Genomic DNA, 17581 nt, shown 5'->3' on the forward strand with positions numbered 1-17581 from the left:
ACATCACGTCGAGGTCAGCCGGCGACGTCGTAGCGGCTGGTGATCGCGACGCGGTTGAAAGCGTTCATCACGACGACGATCCAGGCGACGGCCGAGATCTGGTCTTCGGTCAGTGCGGTGGCAGCGGCGTTGTAGTTCTCGTCGCTGACGTGTCCGTCGGAGACTTTGGTGATCGCTTCCACCAGACGGAGGGCGGCACGGTCGGTTTCGGAGAAGTATCCGGTTTCCTCCCAGGCAGGCAGCACGGCGATCCGGTCGGGGTTTTCGCCCTTTTCGAGCGCGTCGCGGGTGTGCATGCGCAGGCAGAACGCGCAGCCGTTGATCTGGGAGGTGCGGATTCGCACCAGTTCGATCAGGAGCGGGTCGAGTCCCGCTGCGGCGGCGCTGTTGTCCGCTTCGGCGGAGAGGGCGATGAGGGCCTTGTAGGCGGCCGGGTGCTGCTTGTCGATGCGGACGCGCTGCGTGTTCGTCACTGTTGCTCCGATTCGTTGTGCGTGGCCTTGTCGGCCAACGGGGTTGTTCCTCGAGAATCCCGCCGTGGGCGGTGCGGGGTTACGAGTGCGGGTCGTCGACCTTGAGCTGGGCTCCAGGGTCGGCGACGAAGACCACCAGGAGCCTGGCCTGTTCCGTGGAGCTGGTGTTCTCCGTGAGGACGTGGTGCGCACCCGGCTGCTCGAACCAGTTCTGGCCCTGGTGGAAGGTGGTGACGGGTTGGCCTTCGAGCTGGCTACGCACGGTGCCTTCAAGGACGTAGGCGTAGACGAACGCGTCGCCGTGCCGGTGCGCGGCTGCGCGTGCGCCGGGTGGGAAAGTGACGATCGCCGACGTGAAGGTCTTGCCCTGCACATTCGGCAGGGCCTGCTGCAGCAGCGGAGTCAGGGATTCGGTGGGTGGCTGCGATGCCCCCGCGGACATGGTGGACATGGCAGGCATCGGCGCTGTGGTGGCCGTCGGCGCCGGAGCGGCGGCGGGCTGGTCCGAGGCAGCGCACGCCGTGGCGCCGGCCAGCGTGGCAACGGCAAGGACGCCACCGGCAATCCGCATTCCGATCATGAGGGATCTCCTGTTCAGCTCTGGGTAACGCGGGTGATTCGTCTTACTGGGGACGCTCGCCGGGGCGGAGAAGGCGCGCGTTCGTGGGCTGGACCTCGGGCGCGCGGCGATAGCGACGAGCGCGCCGCCGTCGCCCACCGGGGCTTGATCTGACGTTCGAGGAAGGGGCTGACGCGGCCGGTCAGTCCGAACACCGCGCCGGCCGACACTCAGGTCGGCAGCGCCGTACCCCGGTGCCACGACAACACCAGCCCCGCCGCGTGGAGGGCAGGTTCGCGAACGCCGGCTCCGCGACACCGACGGTTCGGCCTCGAACAGCAATGAAGCATGAAAGTCCTTACTGGGAGGGCGCTCGATCGAGCAGACCTGCTCGCGACATTCCCTCGTCGTCTCGTTGTGCGTGCTCATCAGGGAGACGAGTCAGCCCCTCAAGGTGTGACAGCTCAGACGTGGCGACAGTTTGTCCGGGTTGATCACCCCGCGGTACACGCTGCCCCGCCAGTGGGCCGCCGGGAGCAGGGCGGCAGATTCGGGCAGTGCGAGCACCGATGATCTCCGGCCTGTGGTGGCGGTCGGCCATACGACGGCCAGCTCGACGGTGTCCCTGCCAAGGCGGCTGTCTGTCCTGTTGCCCGCCTCGCCAAGTCGGCGGGAACGAGGTGAACGGCAGCCCCACTGGTGCCGGGCGTCTGCCACCGGGCGCTACTGCTTGACGGCCCAAACCCCACACGGCCCGCGCCACAATTTCACTTCCTGTCGAATATCCGGTTGAAGCCGAAGGCGAACATGCCGACGGGCGAGAGGGCCAGCAGCAGACCTCGTTCCCCCGACCGCGGCCGGCGGTCGGTTCACCGACCCCGCGGCCCGAGACATCCCGCCGAATGCGCGGAGGTCAGGGCACCGACCACTTCGACGACATCGCCGGAATCTGGCCCACTCGCCGCTACCCTGCGTTACCGCGGGGCCGCCGGGACACGCGCGGCACGAGCGTCCGGATGTGGAGCGGGCCCGAGACAAACCGCACGTCAACCAGGCTCTTCCCCGCTCCCCCAGGAATCCGGCTACCCGTCGTGGCCGAATACACCGTAGGCGCGGACTGGCCCCGCGAAGCGGGCGCACTCGTTGGCCGGCCGGGCGGGCCGACGTGATCGACCAGGCGCGCACGGTCGTGGGCCTCGTGCTGCAAGCCCCGCCCCGCAGCGCCAGTGTGCTCGTGGTGGGCGGTGGTCGTGCTGAAGACGGTGGCCGCTTCAGTTTGGCCAGGGGTTGCCGAGCATGAGCTCGACCGTGGTCGGCCGCCGGAAGCCTGGGACGAAGTGCTCGAGCACATCGGCGTTCACGGTGCCGTGCGTGGTGTCGGGGCGATCCTTGTTCCCGTCGACGTAGGCTTTCAGGAACTCGGACTTGAAGTCTTCCCGCGGGTGGACGCCGACGATCTCCTTGATCTGATCCTGGTCGATCCAATCCAAACCTACGCCGAGAACATCGGTCAGCACGCCAAGATTGGTGGTCGCGATTTCCGCGCCCATCTTACTGGGAATGCCCGGCGTCGTGTGCAGCGCGATCGCCGCCCACACCGTGTCGGTAGCGGCGGTCGAAAAACCGCGCTCGAGCAAGAACTTGCGGGCGTGGTCGGCGCCATCGACCTCGAAACGCTGTTCGACCTCGGAGAAGGGCTTCAGCAGGCCGGTGTCGTGGAACATCGCGGCCAGGTACAGCAGCTCCGGGTCCGGCTCCACGCCGAGCTTCTGCGCGTGAATCAGGCTGAAGAAGAAGACCCGCCGGGAGTGGTGGTAAATGAGAGGGTTCGTCGTTTCCTGGATGAGCTGGGTCGCTTCGGCGACTGCCGCCGTTTCAGGAACCTCCAACCCTGCGATGACTTGTGACATGACCTTTATGCCTTTCCGGACGGAGTGTGTGTGCATCCGCCCATCATGCTGACGACTGCCCGCGTTCGGCGCCGCTCTCGTCCGGCCGGCAACCACTCAAATCAAGACATGGCGAAATTCCAGCCCGCCGGCCCGTCTGCCACGGATTCGACCCGGTCATGGCCGTTGCCGGGAGAGCGGTGTGCTACCGATAGACGCTGCCTTCCGTTCGAGCGCCTCAGTGCCGGCGACCCGGCAAGCGCTCGGCTTTGTGAACGGTGGGCCTCAACGGTTCCAGTCGGGGTCGCCGATCACGACCGCACTTCCTTTCCGCGTCGTCGGGCTCGTGCCTTGCGGGCTCGGCGAGCTGGTTTCCCGGCACCGCGGCCGCGGCCGGTTCGGAGACCGCGATCCACAACTGCATGGGGCGACAGAAACCACCAGCGCACACTGTCCGATCGGTGGCGACCTCAGCGCCGCATGATCCGGCGCCTGAGGTGCATCGACGAGATGTCGGCGCGTTCCGGGTCGAGTTCGACGGCGTCGAAACCGCCTTCGGGGACCGTGTACAGGCGGAGCGCGAGGCCGTCAGGAGTGGTGAAGTCGATCAGGTCTCCGATGAATCCGGAAATCACCGGTGTGTGCGCGACGCCGACCGCATCGAAGTGTTCGATCCACCGGTCGAGCGCGGCCCGATCGGTGACGCCGAAGGTCACCGGGTCGTATCCGGCGATGGCCTCAGCCGCAGCGGGCGCCAGCCGCAGCTCGATCGGCACCTCGACACCCGGCAGCATGATGATCACCGCGTAGCGTGCGCCCGTCTCGTCGTGATGGTCGAACCGTTCGATGTGCTGCGCGCCGAGCGCACATTCGAACCAGCTGAGACCGGCCGCGATGTCCCGGACGGGCAGCTTGAGGTGGTGGATGCCGGACAAGCTTGGCTGGGTCAAGGTTTCTCCTGCATGGTGACGGTCAGGGTCGGGATGCCGGTGATGGTCGCGTCGATGCGGTCGCCTGGGCGCAGCCATCGGCCACCGTGGTCGGCCGCTGATCCCGCCGGTGACCCGGTGAAGACGATGTCGCCGGGCACCAGCGTGGTGTGCCGGCTGATTTCTGCGAGCAGTTCGTCCACGGGATACAGCATTTCGCTGGTGGAGGCGGCCATCATGGGTTCGCCGTTGACGGAAAGAGAGATGCACAGGTCACTGTCGTCGGGGATGAACTGCGCCGGCACGACTGCGGGGCCGCACGGGGCCATGGTGTCTTGTGCCTTCCCACGGGCGAGGTCGATCTTGAGGTCGTTGTCGACCCGGAGCAGATCACGGCAGGACAGATCCAGCCCGATCGTGTAACCCGCGATCGCCGCGCGGGCCTCGTCCGGTGAAGCGTTCCGGAGTTGGTGCCCGAGGACGACCGCGAGTTCACACTCCCAGTCGAAGCGGGAGGTCGTGTCCGGGATCCGGACAGTGTCGCCGGGCCCCACGAGGCAGGTGCGCGGCGGACGGTGGAAGTAGGGCATGGTGGCCCACCGCTCGACGGTCAAGCCCATCTCCCGCAGATGCCCCGCGTAGTTCGCCCCTACCGCGAGCAGTGCATCGGGATACCGGACCGGGGTCAGCACCCTGGTGCCCGCCGGCAGCGAAGGACCAGGTGCCTCGGCGAGACCTGTCAGCAGGGGCAGGGCGGCGGCCCAGTCGTCGAGGAGGTCCCGCACCGTTGTCGTGCCCAGTTCCGCCGGCGCGCTCAGCTTGCCGTCCTCCAGCAGCAACCCCGGGCGAGCGCATCCGTCGAAGTCCACTGTGGTCAGGGCGAACCAGGTCATTTCATCAGCTCCTTCGCGGTGACGACTGCGGATCGGGGCGCGCTCGCCCCTACCGGGATGATTGTCACGGCTGCCAGTACCGCGGCGACCGCGGTGATGAGGAAGATCGTCGAGGAGGCGTACCCCGCGCCGAGGAGGATGCCGCCCAGGACCGGGCCGGCGATGCCGCCGATCCGGCCAGCCCCCATCGCCGCCCCGACACCGGTCGCTCGGGACGACGTCTCGTAGAAGCCCGCGCACACCGCGGCCAGGCACATCTGCGAGCCGATCGCGAAGAAGCCGGCCACGAACGTCGCGGCGAGCAGCGCGCCGGTCGTGGTGCCGACGACGCCGACCGCGGCGATGGCCAGTGCCCCGAGCACGAAACCCGAGCCGACCACGACGGTCGGACGGCGTGTATCGGCGATCCGGCCCAGCAGCAAGCAGCCGGTGATGGCACCGACGTTCAACGTGGCCACCGCGAGCGACGCGCCGGCTGCGTTCGCACCGGCCGCGCGGCTCACCAGCGGGATCCAGTTGACGAGCAGGTACGCGAGCATCAGGGCGAGGAAGAGCGTCAGCCACAGCAGCACCGTGCCGCGCGCGCGTCCGTCGGCGAACAGCCGGGCGATCGGCGAGCGGGCAGGGGCCGGCACTGCAGCTACCTGGACACCGTGCGTGCCCAGCCGGTCCAGCACGCGGTCGAGGCCGATCCGGTCGGCGTGGTCGAGCAGGTGCTGCGGCGACTCCGGCATCGCCCGCCACATCACCGGGAACAGAGCCAGCGGAACCACGCCGCCGACTACGAAAACACTTGCCCAGCCGAACGCGGGCACGAGCGGAGCCGCGAGCACACCGGCGAGCACGCCACCGAAGGGGAACCCGCAGAACATCAAGCCGACGAAGGAGCCGCGACGAGCGGAAGGCGCGTACTCGGCGGTCAACGTGATCGCGGCGGGCAGGGCCCCGCCCAGCCCGATGCCCGTGAGCAGGCGGGCCACGACCAACACCGGCATGGAGTCCGCGAGTGGGGTGAGCAGCGAGCAGACGGCGAAGAGCGCGACGGACAACATCAGGATGCGCCGCCTGCCATACCGATCGCCGAGCCTGCCGAGCAGGACGGTCCCGACGAGACTGCCCGCCAGGCCGATGCCGAACACGGTGCCGAACGCGGCCGCGGGCACGTCCCACTCGCGGGAGATGGCCGGGGCGGCGAGGGCGATCGATTGGGTGTCGAAGCCGTCGAGAGTGGTGACGAGAGCGCAGAGCACCAGCACTACCCTGCGAAGCGGGCGCGCGCCGGGCCGATCGAGCAGCTCTTCGAAGGTGAGTCGGGCAGGAACCGTCATGTCACAAGCCTCACTGCTCGGGTCCGGGGATCAGGGGGTGATGTGAAGAGCTGGGCGGAAGACGTCGTCCGGGTCGTGGCGGCGTTTCACGTCGCGGAGACGGTTGTGCACATCCGGACCGAGAACCGCGGCAAGGTCCAAGTGCCGATCCGCGAAGTTGAGGTAGGCACCGCCGGGGCCCAGCCCGGCGATCGCGGCGTGCGCCGCGCGTGCCCAGCCGCTCTGCGTGCCACTCGCGGCCGGGTCGTCCCAGCAAGCGGAGACGTTGACCGCGAACGCCGCCGCGCGCCCGGGGAACGAAGTGGCCTCCTGCGGGACGTCGGTGATCGCGCCACGCAGCCGCAGCACTTCGAGCTGCGGATCGCCCTCGGGCAGCCGGGCCGCGCATTCGACGAGAGCGTCGGCTTCGGCCGCACCGAGGGTGGCGAGCTGGGTCGGCTTGAGGAAGTAGTGACGGCCGTGCGGGAAGCGGTGGTCCTGGGCCGCCTGGACCTCGGTGAACCGGCAGGTGCGCGCGTCTGCGCGGCCGAGGCCGAGCGGAGCGGTCCCGGCCGCGGCGAGCGCGGGGTCGCCGGACCAGACCCACTCGACGCCGAGCACCGGCGTATCCGCTTTCCGTTCGAAGCGGGCGAGGACACCGAGCTCCCGGGGAAGGTGTTCCGCGTGCTCGCCGAGCCGGCGCAAGACGGCGGCGGCGCGGCCGAGCCCGACCTCGTCGCGGCCCGCGACGACGGGGCCCTGTGGATGCGTCCGGAACACGAGCCGGGTGGCGACGCCGAAGTTCGGCCCCAGTCCGCGCAGGGCCCAGAAGAGATCCGGATCCCGCTCCGCATCGACCATGCGGATCTCGCCGGACGCGGTCACGAGTTCGACGGCAAGCAGCGAATCACACGTCAGACCGAGCTTGGCGGACAGCCAGCCCACGCCGCCGCCGAGCGTCAGGCCACCGACACCGGTGTGCGACACCGTCCCCGCCGGCACCACCCGGCCGACGCGGGCCGTGGCACGGTCGAGGTCGCCGAGCAGCGCACCGCCTCCGGCGATCACCGTCCCGTCCGCGCACACGTCGGCGGCCCGCATCGGCGACAGGTCCAGCACCAGACCGTCCGCGACGACGGCGGCCCCGGCGATCTGGTGTCCTCCGCCCCGGACAGACACCGGCAGTCCCTCGTCGCGCGCGATCTGCAGGGCGAGCGCAACCTCGGGCGCATCCGCGCACCGCACGACCGCGGCCGGGCGAGTGTCGATCATTCCGTTCCAGACCATCCTGACCGCCTCGAAGCGAGAGTCGCCGGGCAGGATGGCCCGGTCTCCGAAGTGCCGCACGAGGGCGGGCAGGCGGGTGGCTACTGCGGTCAACGGTGGCCTCCTTCTCAAGGTCGCGCACAGTGTGCGACGCGAGCTTGAGGCGCGACCACGCATCAATGACGTGCGACAACGCAGCGAAAGACCCACAAATGTGGGTGTCAGACCTCGAGCAGCCCGGACCGCGAGGCCTTGGCCACCGCTTCACCACGGGAATGCACACCGAGCTTCGCGTAGAGGCCGCGTGAATAGCTGCGCACAGTCGCCGCGGACAGCTGGAGCCGCGTGGCGATCTCCTTGTAGGACCGGCCGGTGGCGAGTTCGCGAAGCAGTTCGAACTCGCGGGTGGACAGTCCGGGACCCGGCGCCGCCGGCCGGTCAGCTCCGGCCACACTCGACGCCCGGGCCACCGCGACCACCAATGACCGGGGCGCCGCTTCCCGGCTCACCACGTTCCCGGACGCGGGGACGGGCCCCGGATGGTCGTGCACTACGACGAGCCCTTCGAGGTCTTTCGCCCATTCCACGACCGAGTCGGCGACGATCACGTCGGCTTTGGCGACCAGCTCACCGAGCCGGGGATCCCACAGGCCGGCCGCCACGTCGACCTCTGCGGGCAGCCCGCGCTCCACGACCCGAGCCAGGCCGTGGGCGACCAGCGGGTCGGGGTGCACCACGACGACCCGGAGTGGCTCACCGTGGCCACGGCCGAAGCCGAGCAGTGCGCCCAGCAAGCCGGCTGATTCGCCGATCGCGGCCGACAGCGGTGCCCAGTCCCGGCCGGGCGTGGTGCTGCTGAGCAACACCGCTCCGACAGGCCGGCCACGCAGGGTGAGCGGAAATCCGGCGCCGGCCCGAATCCCGAGGCTCAGGTACAGCTGGTCGATCGGCCGATCGAACCCCGGCTCCCGGCTCAGGTCGGCCGAGGACCACTCCCGGCCGGCCGACACCGCGACCAGCCGGCTCGACACCACCGCGGGCGACCTGGTCCCGATCGCCAGCAGATCCGCACCCGCCGTCGCGACGACCGAGCAAATGCCGGACTCGATCTCGACCAACGCCACGTGATCGACCGCGCACACCGCGCGCACCGCCTCCGCGACTACGGCGGGATTGGCGCGCGGTCGGTCCGCGAGTAGAGCAGCGAGACGCTCCGCCAGCACCGACCTCACAGACGTCACGTCAGTGTCGTCGATGTCGTCGGTGCCGATCATCCGATGACCTCCAGGGTTGCCTGCACCATGGTGACATGGCCGCCGAAGTGCCACCGCCGGTGTTCACGACAGAGACCTCGTCCAGGTCTACTGGCAACAGCTCACCGGAAGAGCTTCGCAACGCCACCTAGCGCGTCAACGTGGTTCAGGCTGCGCCTGCCCAGGTGATGCACAAACGATCGTGCGACATATGTGGTCGAAGCACTGTTTCTTGTTCTTGATCAGCAACGGCCGGTAGGTCGACCCCGCGCCCGAGTCGCCCGGGCCGAGGGACAACGTGACGTCGGGCGCCTTGCACAGCCCGTTGGCGACGGGCTGGCCGGTGGCCGGCGCTTCGTCCGAAGAGGACTCCGGCGACGACGTGGCCGTGGCCGTAAGCGCGGACGACGTCGCCGAAGTGCTCGACGACGGGTCAGAGCTGGGGGTGCTGTTCGCGCTCGGCGTGGTCCCGCCGCCGCACGCCGGCAACAGCAGCACACCGGACGCGCTCACACCCGCGAGAAAGACCAGAGATTCCCTCGTGCTTAATTCCGCAGGAGCGATCTGTAAAGCGTGCCGTGTCCGCTCCGAGGTCACGTTCTCGGCGTTTTCGAGACGGTCTGGACCATGATCGCCAGCTGTGGGTGTCCACTCGCGACCAGCGCCCCGCGCCCCAGCGCGACGCCCTCGCGGCGGCCGGGTGCGACGGGTTCTCCCTCGACAAGGCCTCCGGCAAGCTCGCCGCCGATCGCGGCTGGACACAGGCCGCTGTTAGCCAACCGGGCCGGCGACCAGCTCGCGGTGACCAAGCTCGACCGGCTCAGCTGGTCATTTGGCGCACCTGTGCCGGCAGCTACAGGCGAAGGCGGTTGACCTGGGTGTTGCTCGACCAGGGCGTCGACACCTCCACCACGGCCGGACGGATGTTCTTCGCTGGAAGACGGGATTGATCGGCAGCGGACCGCCCATCGTGACCAAGACCGCGGTGACCACCAGCGCCAGGCTCCCGGTCTTGAACGCGAACGCAGGCAAACGCCGGTGATCCGCTGGTGATGCCGTCGAGAGCGGCGCAATCGGCGGTTGCTCAGCGCGTGTGGACGGAGGCTTCGCGGGTAGCCGTTGACTGTGACACTGAGTGTGATCCTCGCCCTCCTGGCGGCCGTGGCCAACGCGACGGCCTCAGTGCTGCAACGCAAGGCGACTCGTCGTGAGCCGGATGGCGACTCGTTGTCGGTGCGGCTGGTGTGGGATCTGGTTCGACAGCCGGTGTGGCTGGGGGGTATCAGCGCCATCGTAGTCGGGTTCGCGTTGCAGGCCGCCGCGCTGGCGACCGGGCCGATCCTGCTGGTCCAGCCCGTTCTCGTGGTCGAATTGGGGTTCACACTGGTGTTGTCGAGTGTGGTATTCCACGCTCGGTTGCGGGCCCGGGAATGGGGTGCGGTGGCGGGCATGACCGGTGGGGCGGCGTTGCTGCTCGTGGGTTTCGCTCCGCACGGCGGGAATCCGCGCGGTGCGCCCGCGCCGGCTTGGGCTTGGGGATGTGCGGTCACCGTACTGGTGGTGGGTACGCTGATAGTCCTGGGATATCGCAACCGCCATGCGGGGCGGGCAGCGTACCTTGGGGGTGGCGGTGGGTGTCTGGTTCGGGTTTACCGCGGCCCTGGTGGCCGCGATGACCGCGGCTTTCAACGAGGGCATCGGCGAAGCCGTGCGGACCTGGCAGACCTGGGCTCTGCTGGTGGTCGGTCCCACGGGGTTTCTCCTCCTGCAGAACGCATTGCGTGCCGGCCGGCTGGTGGCCTCACAGCCCGGCTTCACCCTGGCCAACCCGCTGGCTTCGATCGGCTGGGGAGTCGCGGTGTTCGGGGAGCAGGTGCGAGACGGGGTTTGGATCCTGGCGCAGGCCGGCGGGGCGGCCTTGGTCGCAGCCGGCACCTTACTTCTGGTCCGCTCGCCGCTGCTTCACGGTCCGCAGGGCGCAACGGAGCAGGCCGACCAGCCGCGCGCTCAACGGCCGTGAATGCGCCCTTGACCCGGATTTCGATCGCGCCCCAGCCCCTCTTCCGCATAGCACAGGAGCAAACGTGGGCCGGGACGACGACATTGGGCTGCTGCCGGCGCTGCGGGATCCCGGCGTTCGACGAAGCAGCTGATGCGTAACCGGTTGCTTGACGCCAAGCAGGATCAGAAGCGCGCCGCTGGGGAAAATCCCGTAGTGGGCCGGCGGCACGCCACGAGCGCATGGGGTCGCTGCGGCGTGTGCTCGAAAACGGCCATGCTCGCTGTGGCGGCCTTGGCTGGGCTGCGGCCGGCACCGCGAAGCGCGCCTGAACTGCGGATCTTCGGCCTTGTGGTGGCTGTCGCCGTTGGAGCGATCAGAGGCCGCGGACGGCAACAGCCACGGGAACCTCCTTCGTCCTCGGGCTGGCCGCGCCGGTCACGTTGATCGCGTTCCATGGTGCTGGGCCGATTGAGGCTTTTCCCACCGGTGATCCGGTTGCTGGACCACCGCGTTCAGATTCTGGTGACCGACGGCGAGATCGACCGTCGCAGGCTGCGCGTGTCACCTCACCGAGGACGACCTGCGTGCCGCCCTGCGGCAACGCGGCACCTACTCGCCGGCCGACATCCGGTTCGCGCTGTTCGAATCCCGTGGCGGGTTCACCGCCGGACGGGTATCACGTCCCGAGGACCGGCAATCTGCCTTCATCCAGACCTTCCGGGCGACGCACGCCGCCCCGCAGTCCGCAAGATAGGTTCAGGGGCGGCATGTTCGATCCAGCCGAACTCGTTCAGCCGTGACCTCAGCGTCGCGTCAAATGCGCGGCGCCGACGTAAGGTACTGGGCTCGACCCAATCCTTGTCGCTCGACTCGAAGCGTTCTCGTTCGTCTCAAGTGGACTTGCCGACGTCGAGGTAATCGCTGAACTCGACGCTCAGGCTTCACCGGAACACCGTGCTGCCGCCTGTCACCGGGTACCGCGCGAGCGATTGCGCGGTACCCGGTCCGACGGTCGCTGTCGGACACACCGCCCGGACCGCGGCGGCGACTCGCAGTGGTGACTTCCACCCGATCACGCAGTCGCGGCCGGGCCGGCTTGTGTGCGGCCTGCGGCTCTACTGCCCGGCTTTGATGCCGGGGTCGCCGAACTCGTACTGGATGGGTTGTCGCGGAATCGCACCCGGCTTGTTCGGCGCCGGGCCGATCTTCCCCATCGGCAGGATGACGCGCTTGTACGTCGCCTCCAGGACCATGGCGGAAGCGGTGTACCAGGCCAGCACCGCTGAGGCGAGCAGGAAGTAGGCGGCGATGGTTTCGATCGTCGGGAAGCTGCCGATCAGGGCAATGGCCAGCAGCGTCGAACCGGCGGCGAGGGCCAGCAGGACCAGGGCGACAGACGCGTTTTCGGCCAGTGCGCCGAAGAACCCGGTCCAGGTGATCGCGGCGAGTCCGATGAACCAGAACCCGAACGCGGTCGCGGCCAGCGGGCTGGCCGCGATTCCGGGCAGCCCGCCCAGCCCGACGAACAGCTGGAACAGCCCGTAGCCGAACCAGAACGCACCCCACGCACCCTGGACGGCGGTGGCGAGTGGGTCGCGGGCACGGTAGGACCACATCGCGGCCAGCAACTGAGCGATCCCACCGAAGGCGAACGCGAACGGTGCCAGCAGCAACGGGGTGGTCGTGTTGTCGCCGAACCAGCCGGCCATGTTCGCGGCGACCATGAACGTCGACGCGGCGAACCCGAACAGGCCCAGGATCGACGGGGCAGCGATCGGGCTGAGGTTGATGTGCGTGTGCTCTCGCCAGAAGGCGAGATCCGGAGCGGTGGCCACCTCCGGATGACCGTTGGTCGCGAGGGCGTGGTGATCGCCGTCCGCGGTGAGTTCGACGCGCTCACCACCCCAGTCCTGCAGGAGGCGATCCACGACGCCCTCGCCGAAGGCCCTCGTGTGCTGGTGATGGACCTGAGCGAGACCGCGTTCTTCTCCTCGACCGCGATCGGGGCCCTCGTCGACGCCGAGCTCACGGCCGGTGAATCGACCCCCGTGCGGCTCGCCGCTTCCCCCCGCACACTGCAGGTTTCTGGGTCTCGGCCGGCACTTCGACTACTACGACACCATCCACGACGCCCTCCAGCCGCGCTGAACCGCGCCGCGCGGGGGCCACAACCCACCGCGGGCATACTCGCCCGGCACGCGGATATGCCATGGCATGCGCCACCGCTGATCAGCGGAGATCAAGGAGCAGCCACGGGATGCGTTCGGCCGGCGACCCGGACGGTGAGCCTCCGCCGGCGCTGCACCTGCGACACCCGGCCAGCCTCGAGGATGCGGCCGTCCTCCGGAAAGCCCTTGTCCGCTGGGCCCGCGCCCGCCACGTGCCCGACGCCCTGATCGGCGACCTTGAACTCGTGGCCTACGAGGGCTTGGTCAACGCCGCCGAGCACGCCTACCCGACGGCACGATCGATGTGCGCGCTCACCGCCAGGACCAGCACGTGCGCATCACCGACCACGGCGGCTGCCGCCCCCATCCCGCACCCGACCCGCTACGCGGGCGCGGGGCCCCTGATCCACCTGCTCGCCCACCACGCCGCCATCGACGCCACCGGAAAGGCACCGCAGTCACCATGACTCGGCAACTCACCCGCCACGTCGAAGAGCACCCGTGATCTGCGCCCCCATGACCAAGCTGCGGTAACCGAACGCGGCGACACCGCGATGCCGCCCACGCCACATTGCGCGAGCGCCTGTCGGACACCGCTCGTCGAGCGACACAGGCTTAGCGGCACGGCGTGACCGAGCAAGAGCACCCGTCGAACCGGTGCCTCCGGTGCGGGAAGTCCGAGCCCGGCAGCGGGTGGTGCGCTGTGCCCCGGCCGCAAAATCGAGATCTCTGCTGCCTCCGTGGCCTACGACGTCGCGCCGGCGAACGCGAAGGGGCTGCCGGGCCAGTACCGCCGATGAGCCGGTGAGTCTGCGTTCACCGCGTCGGCCCCGTGCGGTCGTCGCGTCGGGCGAAGCCGAACCTGCTCGGTGGGCACGGAGCCATCAGCGGTGGGTGACGGTTGCCCGAGGACGCGCCCCATCCCACTACGGCGTGCGTGGTGGTCCCCTGCCTCGTCACCGCGACGATCGCGTGAATTTCCGGCCTTCTTCGCAAGGTTCTTTTGGGAGAGTCACCGAGAAATTCGGGTGTATCGGGCGCACGGGACGGGTAGACGGTGCCCCAATCGGGTGGCCGTCGGGGACACCCATGTGAACAGGGAGCAATTCATGGCCACCTACTCATTGGCTGCCATTGATGTCGGGCGTGGCATCTCCGACGCGTGGGCCAGCGTCGCGACTTTCGTGCCGAAACTGGTCGTGTTCCTGATCATTCTCGTCATCGGGTGGCTGATCTCGAAGGCGATCGCGAAACTGGTCGACAAGGTCCTGCGTCGGGTCGGGTTCGACCGCCTCGTCGAGCGCGGCGGGATCAAGACGATGCTGGAGAAGTCGAAGTTCGACGCCTCCAACCTCATTTCGAAGCTGCTGTTCTACGCGCTGCTGCTGATCACCCTGGAGATCGCGTTCGGGGTGTGGGGCCCGAACCCGGTGTCGGCGCTGCTGACCGCGATCGTCGCCTGGCTGCCCCGCGCGGCCGTCGCGATCATCATCATCGTCGTGGCCGCCGCCATCGCCCGCGCCGTCAAGGACCTCATCTCCGGAGTGTTGTCCGGCGCGTCCTACGGCAAGGTGCTGGCCACGATCGCCTCGGTGTTCATCTGGGGCCTGGGCATCATCGCCGCGGTGAACCAGATCGGGATCGCCACCACCGTCACCACGCCGGTCCTGGTCACCGTGCTGGCCACCATCGGCGGCATCGCCGTGGTGGGCTTCGGGGGCGGGCTGATCCGGCCGATGCAACAGCGCTGGCAGCGCTGGCTCGACCGCGTGGACGAGGAGATCCCGCGCGCGGCCGGACAGGCCCGCCAGCGTGGCCGCGAAGACGCAGCCGCCCGCTCCGAAGCGCCCACGGAGGCATCCGCCACACCGGCCGGCACCACCACAGCGCCCGCCCGCGACACTGCCCCGGACCACGCCCGCTCGACCGCAGACGACGTCCCTCCGCCCGGCACCCGGCCCTGATCGCCCCCGGCTGCGTGGCCGGGCCGCTCGCGGCCCGGCCACGCAGCTCAGGCCAGCGAGGGCAGCCCGGCCTGATCGTCGGTGAGCGGACCGGAGCGGTGCCCGCGGGCGAGCTGGCACACCGCCAGCAACCGCAGCTGCAGCCACGACGGCATCGCCCACCCGGCCGCGTCGACGGCGGGCGACCAGGCACGACCGGAATCCAGCTCGACCTGCTCGATCAGCCCGCGCGCGTAGGACGCCAGCAGCACCGCCGCGGCCACCGACGCCGAACCCTCCACCCCCAGCACGAGGATGTCGCGCACCGCCGCGGCGTGCTGGTCCACCGCCGCGGCCAGCGCCGGAACCGCGGCCATCCCCGCCAGTCCCGTCATCCCCAGCTCATCGGCCAAATCCGCCAGATACCGCCGAGCCCGGCCCTCGAACCATCCACTCAACACTCGCCCACGGTAACGCCGGCCGAGAACCGCCGGCATGTGTCGCGCCGCTCACCCGGCGCAGGACAGCGCCCGCGGTGCTGTAGCGGCATGTCCGACGGGCAGTCGCTGTGGCGTGGGGAGCTCGTCGGCGCGATGCCGGTCGTCGTCGGTCGCCGGACGTTTGATGCTGGTGAAGTGGGTATACCGGCGGTATCGATACTGCAGGACGGGAGTGAGTTCCATGGCCTCCGAACAAGACACTGATCTGATCACAGTGATCACCGAGGACCATCGGGCGGTGGAAGCGGTGTTCGCCGAGCTGGAAAGCGGTACCGACTGGGCACACCGCAAGGACCTGACCGACCACGTCATCGCAGAGCTCGTACGCCACTCGGTCGCCGAGGAACAGTTCATGTATCCGGCGGCGCGCAAGTACCTGGAGAACGGCGACGAGCTGGCCGACAAGGAGCTTCAGGAACATGCCGAAGCAGAACAGGTCATGAAGGAACTCGAAGGACTGCAGCCGGACGACTCGCAGTTCGACGAACTGCTCGATAGATTGATCCGGGACATCCGCCACCACATCGAGGACGAGGAGAAGGTCCTCCTGCCCAAGCTCCGAGCCGCGTGCTCGGTCGAGGAGCTGGGCCGGCTGGGCCGCAAGGTCCTGGACGCGAAGAAGACGGCCCCCACCCGGCCCCATCCCTCGGCGCCGGACAAACCGCCGGCCAACCGGCTGCTCGCCCCGGGCGCAGCTTTCATCGACAAGATCCGCGACGCACTGTCCAGCCGATCTACCTGACCACGGGCCAGGCGCGCGGCGCTTGCGGCGGCCGCCGCAAGCGGCGGGAGACGCCGCGACGGGGTCGGGTAATGCCTGGTCAGTGGTCATTATCGGCGACGGCGCGGCCGAGAAACCACGTTCTTCGATGGCTACCAGCGAGCGGGTCGCGGGCACCGGCGCCGGCTGCTCCCGGTCTCAGGGTCCTGCTCGAGCGATGTTTCCAGACGCCGATGCAGCAGTTCGCCGGGAGACGATCGCCACGAACATGGCGCGCGACGATGTACACACATGAGGCGTACGCGGACGGCGCCTGGACGGCGACGAATTCCCGATCGCCGGCGCAGCGGTGACAAACGCGGCTGGTGATCAGCTGCCTCCCGCAGCCGTGCAAAGAGCTCGCTGGTCCAGGGCCTTGGTCTCGCTCCTCACAGGTCTCGGCGGTGTTCGACGAGCCAGGTGGCGACCTGGTGCAGTTTCATGTTGCCGTGCTGGGAAGCGTCGACGAGCATGCGGAAGGCGTGGGTGGCGTCCACGTCGTGGCCTTGCATGAGGATGCCCTTGGCCATGCCGATGACGTCTCGGTTTTCCATGGCGGCGTGCAGGTGGGCTTCGGTCTGGGCACCGACGAGCGCGATCGCGGCGTGGGTGGCGAACATGCGCCCGTGCTGCTCGGTTTCGTCGCTGAAGGCGTCGGTTCTGGTGGAGTAGAGGTTGAGCGCGCCGAGGGTGTCCGCGGACGTGAACAGCCGGTAGGACAGCATCGATCGCACCCCGGTCTTCGCGGCGGCCGGCGCGAACTGCGGCCAGCGGTGTTCCCCGGTCAGGTCGCCGGTGCGGTAGATCTCGTGATCGTAGCTCGCGTCGACGCATGGTCCTTCGTGCAGCCGGTACTGCAACTGGTCGATCTCGGTGACCAGCTCGTCGGTCGGGGCGACGGTGCGGATGCGCCTGCGCTGCTCGACCAGCGAAACCCCGGCGTATTCGGCACCGTCGACGTGGTCAACGGCGGCCTTGACGATCGCAGCCAGGGTCGTGTCGACGTCGGGTTCGGCCTGCAGCGTCCGGGCGATCTCGCTGAGCACCTCTGCCAAACCGGTGGTGCTGTGCTCAATGCTTTCCGGGTGGCTCATTTCCGCTCCCCTCCTCACTGCCACCCGCTGGATACCCGCTCTGTCGCCGCTGCCACGCTCGCGCTCGAACGGGCAGATGCCCAGTTCAACGATCAAGATCGAAGGCAGCAGCCGGGCAGCAAGATCCCCGGTTGGCTGAAGCTCGGCAGCTGCGGGTTCTGCCTGGCCCGGCCGGGTACGCCCTGGGCCATCCAGCGGCGCCGCATCGCCGCGATCTCCAGACCGGCGCGAAAGGCTCGGCGTCGACGTCGCGGTGCCACTCGGCCGGCAGCCGCGCCAGCCAGTCGTCGATCGAGGCCTCACGGCGCACACCAAGTCTGCCGGCCGCGGCCGGTATGCGGCGAGATCGTTGGCAGGGTGGGCGACTGTCGTGCGGCGATCGCGAAGACGCTGGTTGCGGAACTCGCCGCGTGGCGGACGCTTGGGGACGACCTGCGGTCGGCGGTTTTCTCCGCCAGAACGTGGGTACGCGACCTGGATGGTGCACACCGACGAACGCGCGGCCCCCGGTGGACCGCCAGATCCGGGCTATACACGCGGACAGG

The 17581-nt window shown here is 69.0% G+C and carries 16 protein-coding genes and 2 pseudogenes; 6 read left to right on the forward strand and 12 right to left on the reverse strand.

The window, feature by feature from the left end:
* Window positions 1–14: 14 nt before the first annotated feature.
* From I6J71_RS24400 to I6J71_RS24440, 9 genes are all read right to left on the reverse strand, one after another.
* Window positions 15–473, reverse strand: a complete 459-nt coding sequence (locus I6J71_RS24400) for a carboxymuconolactone decarboxylase family protein (RefSeq protein ID WP_204088985.1) — start codon at window positions 471–473, stop codon at window positions 15–17.
* A gap of 79 nt (window positions 474–552) precedes the next feature.
* Window positions 553–924, reverse strand: a complete 372-nt coding sequence (locus I6J71_RS24405; protein WP_204088986.1) for a cupin domain-containing protein — start codon at window positions 922–924, stop codon at window positions 553–555.
* 1379 nt (window positions 925–2303) lie between these two features.
* Window positions 2304–2942, reverse strand: coding sequence for an HD domain-containing protein (locus tag I6J71_RS24410; protein ID WP_204088987.1), 639 nt, complete (start codon window positions 2940–2942; stop codon window positions 2304–2306).
* Window positions 2943–3391: 449 nt separating this feature from the next.
* Entirely contained in the window at window positions 3392–3949 is a 558-nt protein-coding gene (locus I6J71_RS24415) for a VOC family protein (RefSeq protein WP_204088988.1), read from the reverse strand.
* Entirely contained in the window at window positions 3868–4743 is an 876-nt protein-coding gene (locus I6J71_RS24420) for a fumarylacetoacetate hydrolase family protein (RefSeq protein WP_204088989.1), read from the reverse strand. The genes I6J71_RS24415 and I6J71_RS24420 overlap by 82 nt, the downstream gene beginning before the upstream one ends.
* Window positions 4740–6071: an MFS transporter gene (locus I6J71_RS24425; RefSeq protein ID WP_204088990.1), complete on the reverse strand. Its 1332-nt coding sequence runs from the start codon at window positions 6069–6071 to the stop codon at window positions 4740–4742. Before I6J71_RS24425 ends, I6J71_RS24420 begins: the two co-directional genes overlap by 4 nt.
* Window positions 6072–6101: 30 nt before the next feature.
* On the reverse strand, window positions 6102–7430 hold the full coding sequence (locus tag I6J71_RS24430; RefSeq protein ID WP_204088991.1) for an FAD-binding oxidoreductase: 1329 nt from the start codon (window positions 7428–7430) through the stop codon (window positions 6102–6104).
* Window positions 7431–7537: 107 nt separating this feature from the next.
* Window positions 7538–8590 carry a response regulator transcription factor gene (locus tag I6J71_RS24435; protein WP_204088992.1) on the reverse strand — a complete coding sequence of 351 codons (1053 nt, stop codon included), beginning with the start codon at window positions 8588–8590 and terminating at the stop codon, window positions 7538–7540.
* A 135-nt stretch (window positions 8591–8725) separates the two neighbouring features.
* Window positions 8726–9082, reverse strand: coding sequence for a hypothetical protein (locus tag I6J71_RS24440; protein ID WP_204088993.1), 357 nt, complete (start codon window positions 9080–9082; stop codon window positions 8726–8728).
* Window positions 9083–9751: 669 nt separating this feature from the next.
* Between I6J71_RS24440 and I6J71_RS48755 the strand changes: the two are divergent.
* Together I6J71_RS48755 and I6J71_RS48760 are read left to right on the forward strand one after the other, a co-directional pair.
* Window positions 9752–10093 (forward strand): annotated as a pseudogene (locus I6J71_RS48755) (DMT family transporter); the annotation flags it as partial.
* 106 nt (window positions 10094–10199) lie between these two features.
* Entirely contained in the window at window positions 10200–10589 is a 390-nt protein-coding gene (locus I6J71_RS48760) for a hypothetical protein (protein ID WP_239155626.1), read from the forward strand.
* A 1097-nt stretch (window positions 10590–11686) separates the two neighbouring features.
* Here the strand turns inward: I6J71_RS48760 and I6J71_RS24450 are convergent.
* Complete coding sequence (locus I6J71_RS24450; protein ID WP_204088994.1) at window positions 11687–12406, reverse strand: acetate uptake transporter; 720 nt, start codon at window positions 12404–12406, stop codon at window positions 11687–11689.
* Window positions 12407–12412: 6 nt separating this feature from the next.
* Between I6J71_RS24450 and I6J71_RS51025 the strand changes: the two are divergent.
* The 3 genes and pseudogenes from I6J71_RS51025 to I6J71_RS24465 form a co-directional block, all read left to right on the forward strand.
* A pseudogene (locus I6J71_RS51025) lies at window positions 12413–12532 on the forward strand (hypothetical protein); the annotation flags it as partial.
* 296 nt (window positions 12533–12828) lie between these two features.
* A complete protein-coding gene (locus I6J71_RS24460) occupies window positions 12829–13206 on the forward strand; it encodes an ATP-binding protein (protein WP_239153881.1) in 378 nt (125 codons plus the stop codon).
* Window positions 13207–13848: 642 nt separating this feature from the next.
* The gene (locus I6J71_RS24465; RefSeq protein WP_204088997.1) at window positions 13849–14703 is read left to right on the forward strand and encodes a hypothetical protein; all 855 of its coding nucleotides are present in this window, start codon (window positions 13849–13851) and stop codon (window positions 14701–14703) included.
* A 47-nt stretch (window positions 14704–14750) separates the two neighbouring features.
* On the opposite strand, the gene I6J71_RS24470 is transcribed toward I6J71_RS24465, so the two are convergent.
* Window positions 14751–15077 (reverse strand): DUF6401 family natural product biosynthesis protein, encoded by a 327-nt coding sequence (locus tag I6J71_RS24470; RefSeq protein ID WP_204088998.1) that lies wholly within the window; start codon window positions 15075–15077, stop codon window positions 14751–14753.
* Between the two features lie 286 nt (window positions 15078–15363).
* On the opposite strand from I6J71_RS24470, the gene I6J71_RS24475 reads away from it, so the two are divergent.
* Entirely contained in the window at window positions 15364–15924 is a 561-nt protein-coding gene (locus tag I6J71_RS24475) for a hemerythrin domain-containing protein (protein WP_204097220.1), read from the forward strand.
* Window positions 15925–16331: 407 nt separating this feature from the next.
* Here I6J71_RS24475 and I6J71_RS51030 read toward each other — a convergent pair whose 3' ends face one another.
* Window positions 16332–17525: an ANTAR domain-containing protein gene (locus I6J71_RS51030; protein ID WP_370541964.1), complete on the reverse strand. Its 1194-nt coding sequence runs from the start codon at window positions 17523–17525 to the stop codon at window positions 16332–16334.
* Window positions 17526–17581 lie beyond the last annotated feature (56 nt).

Origin of the sequence: Amycolatopsis sp. FDAARGOS 1241 (genome assembly GCF_016889705.1) — a bacterium.
Classification (GTDB): Bacteria; Actinomycetota; Actinomycetes; order Mycobacteriales; family Pseudonocardiaceae; genus Amycolatopsis.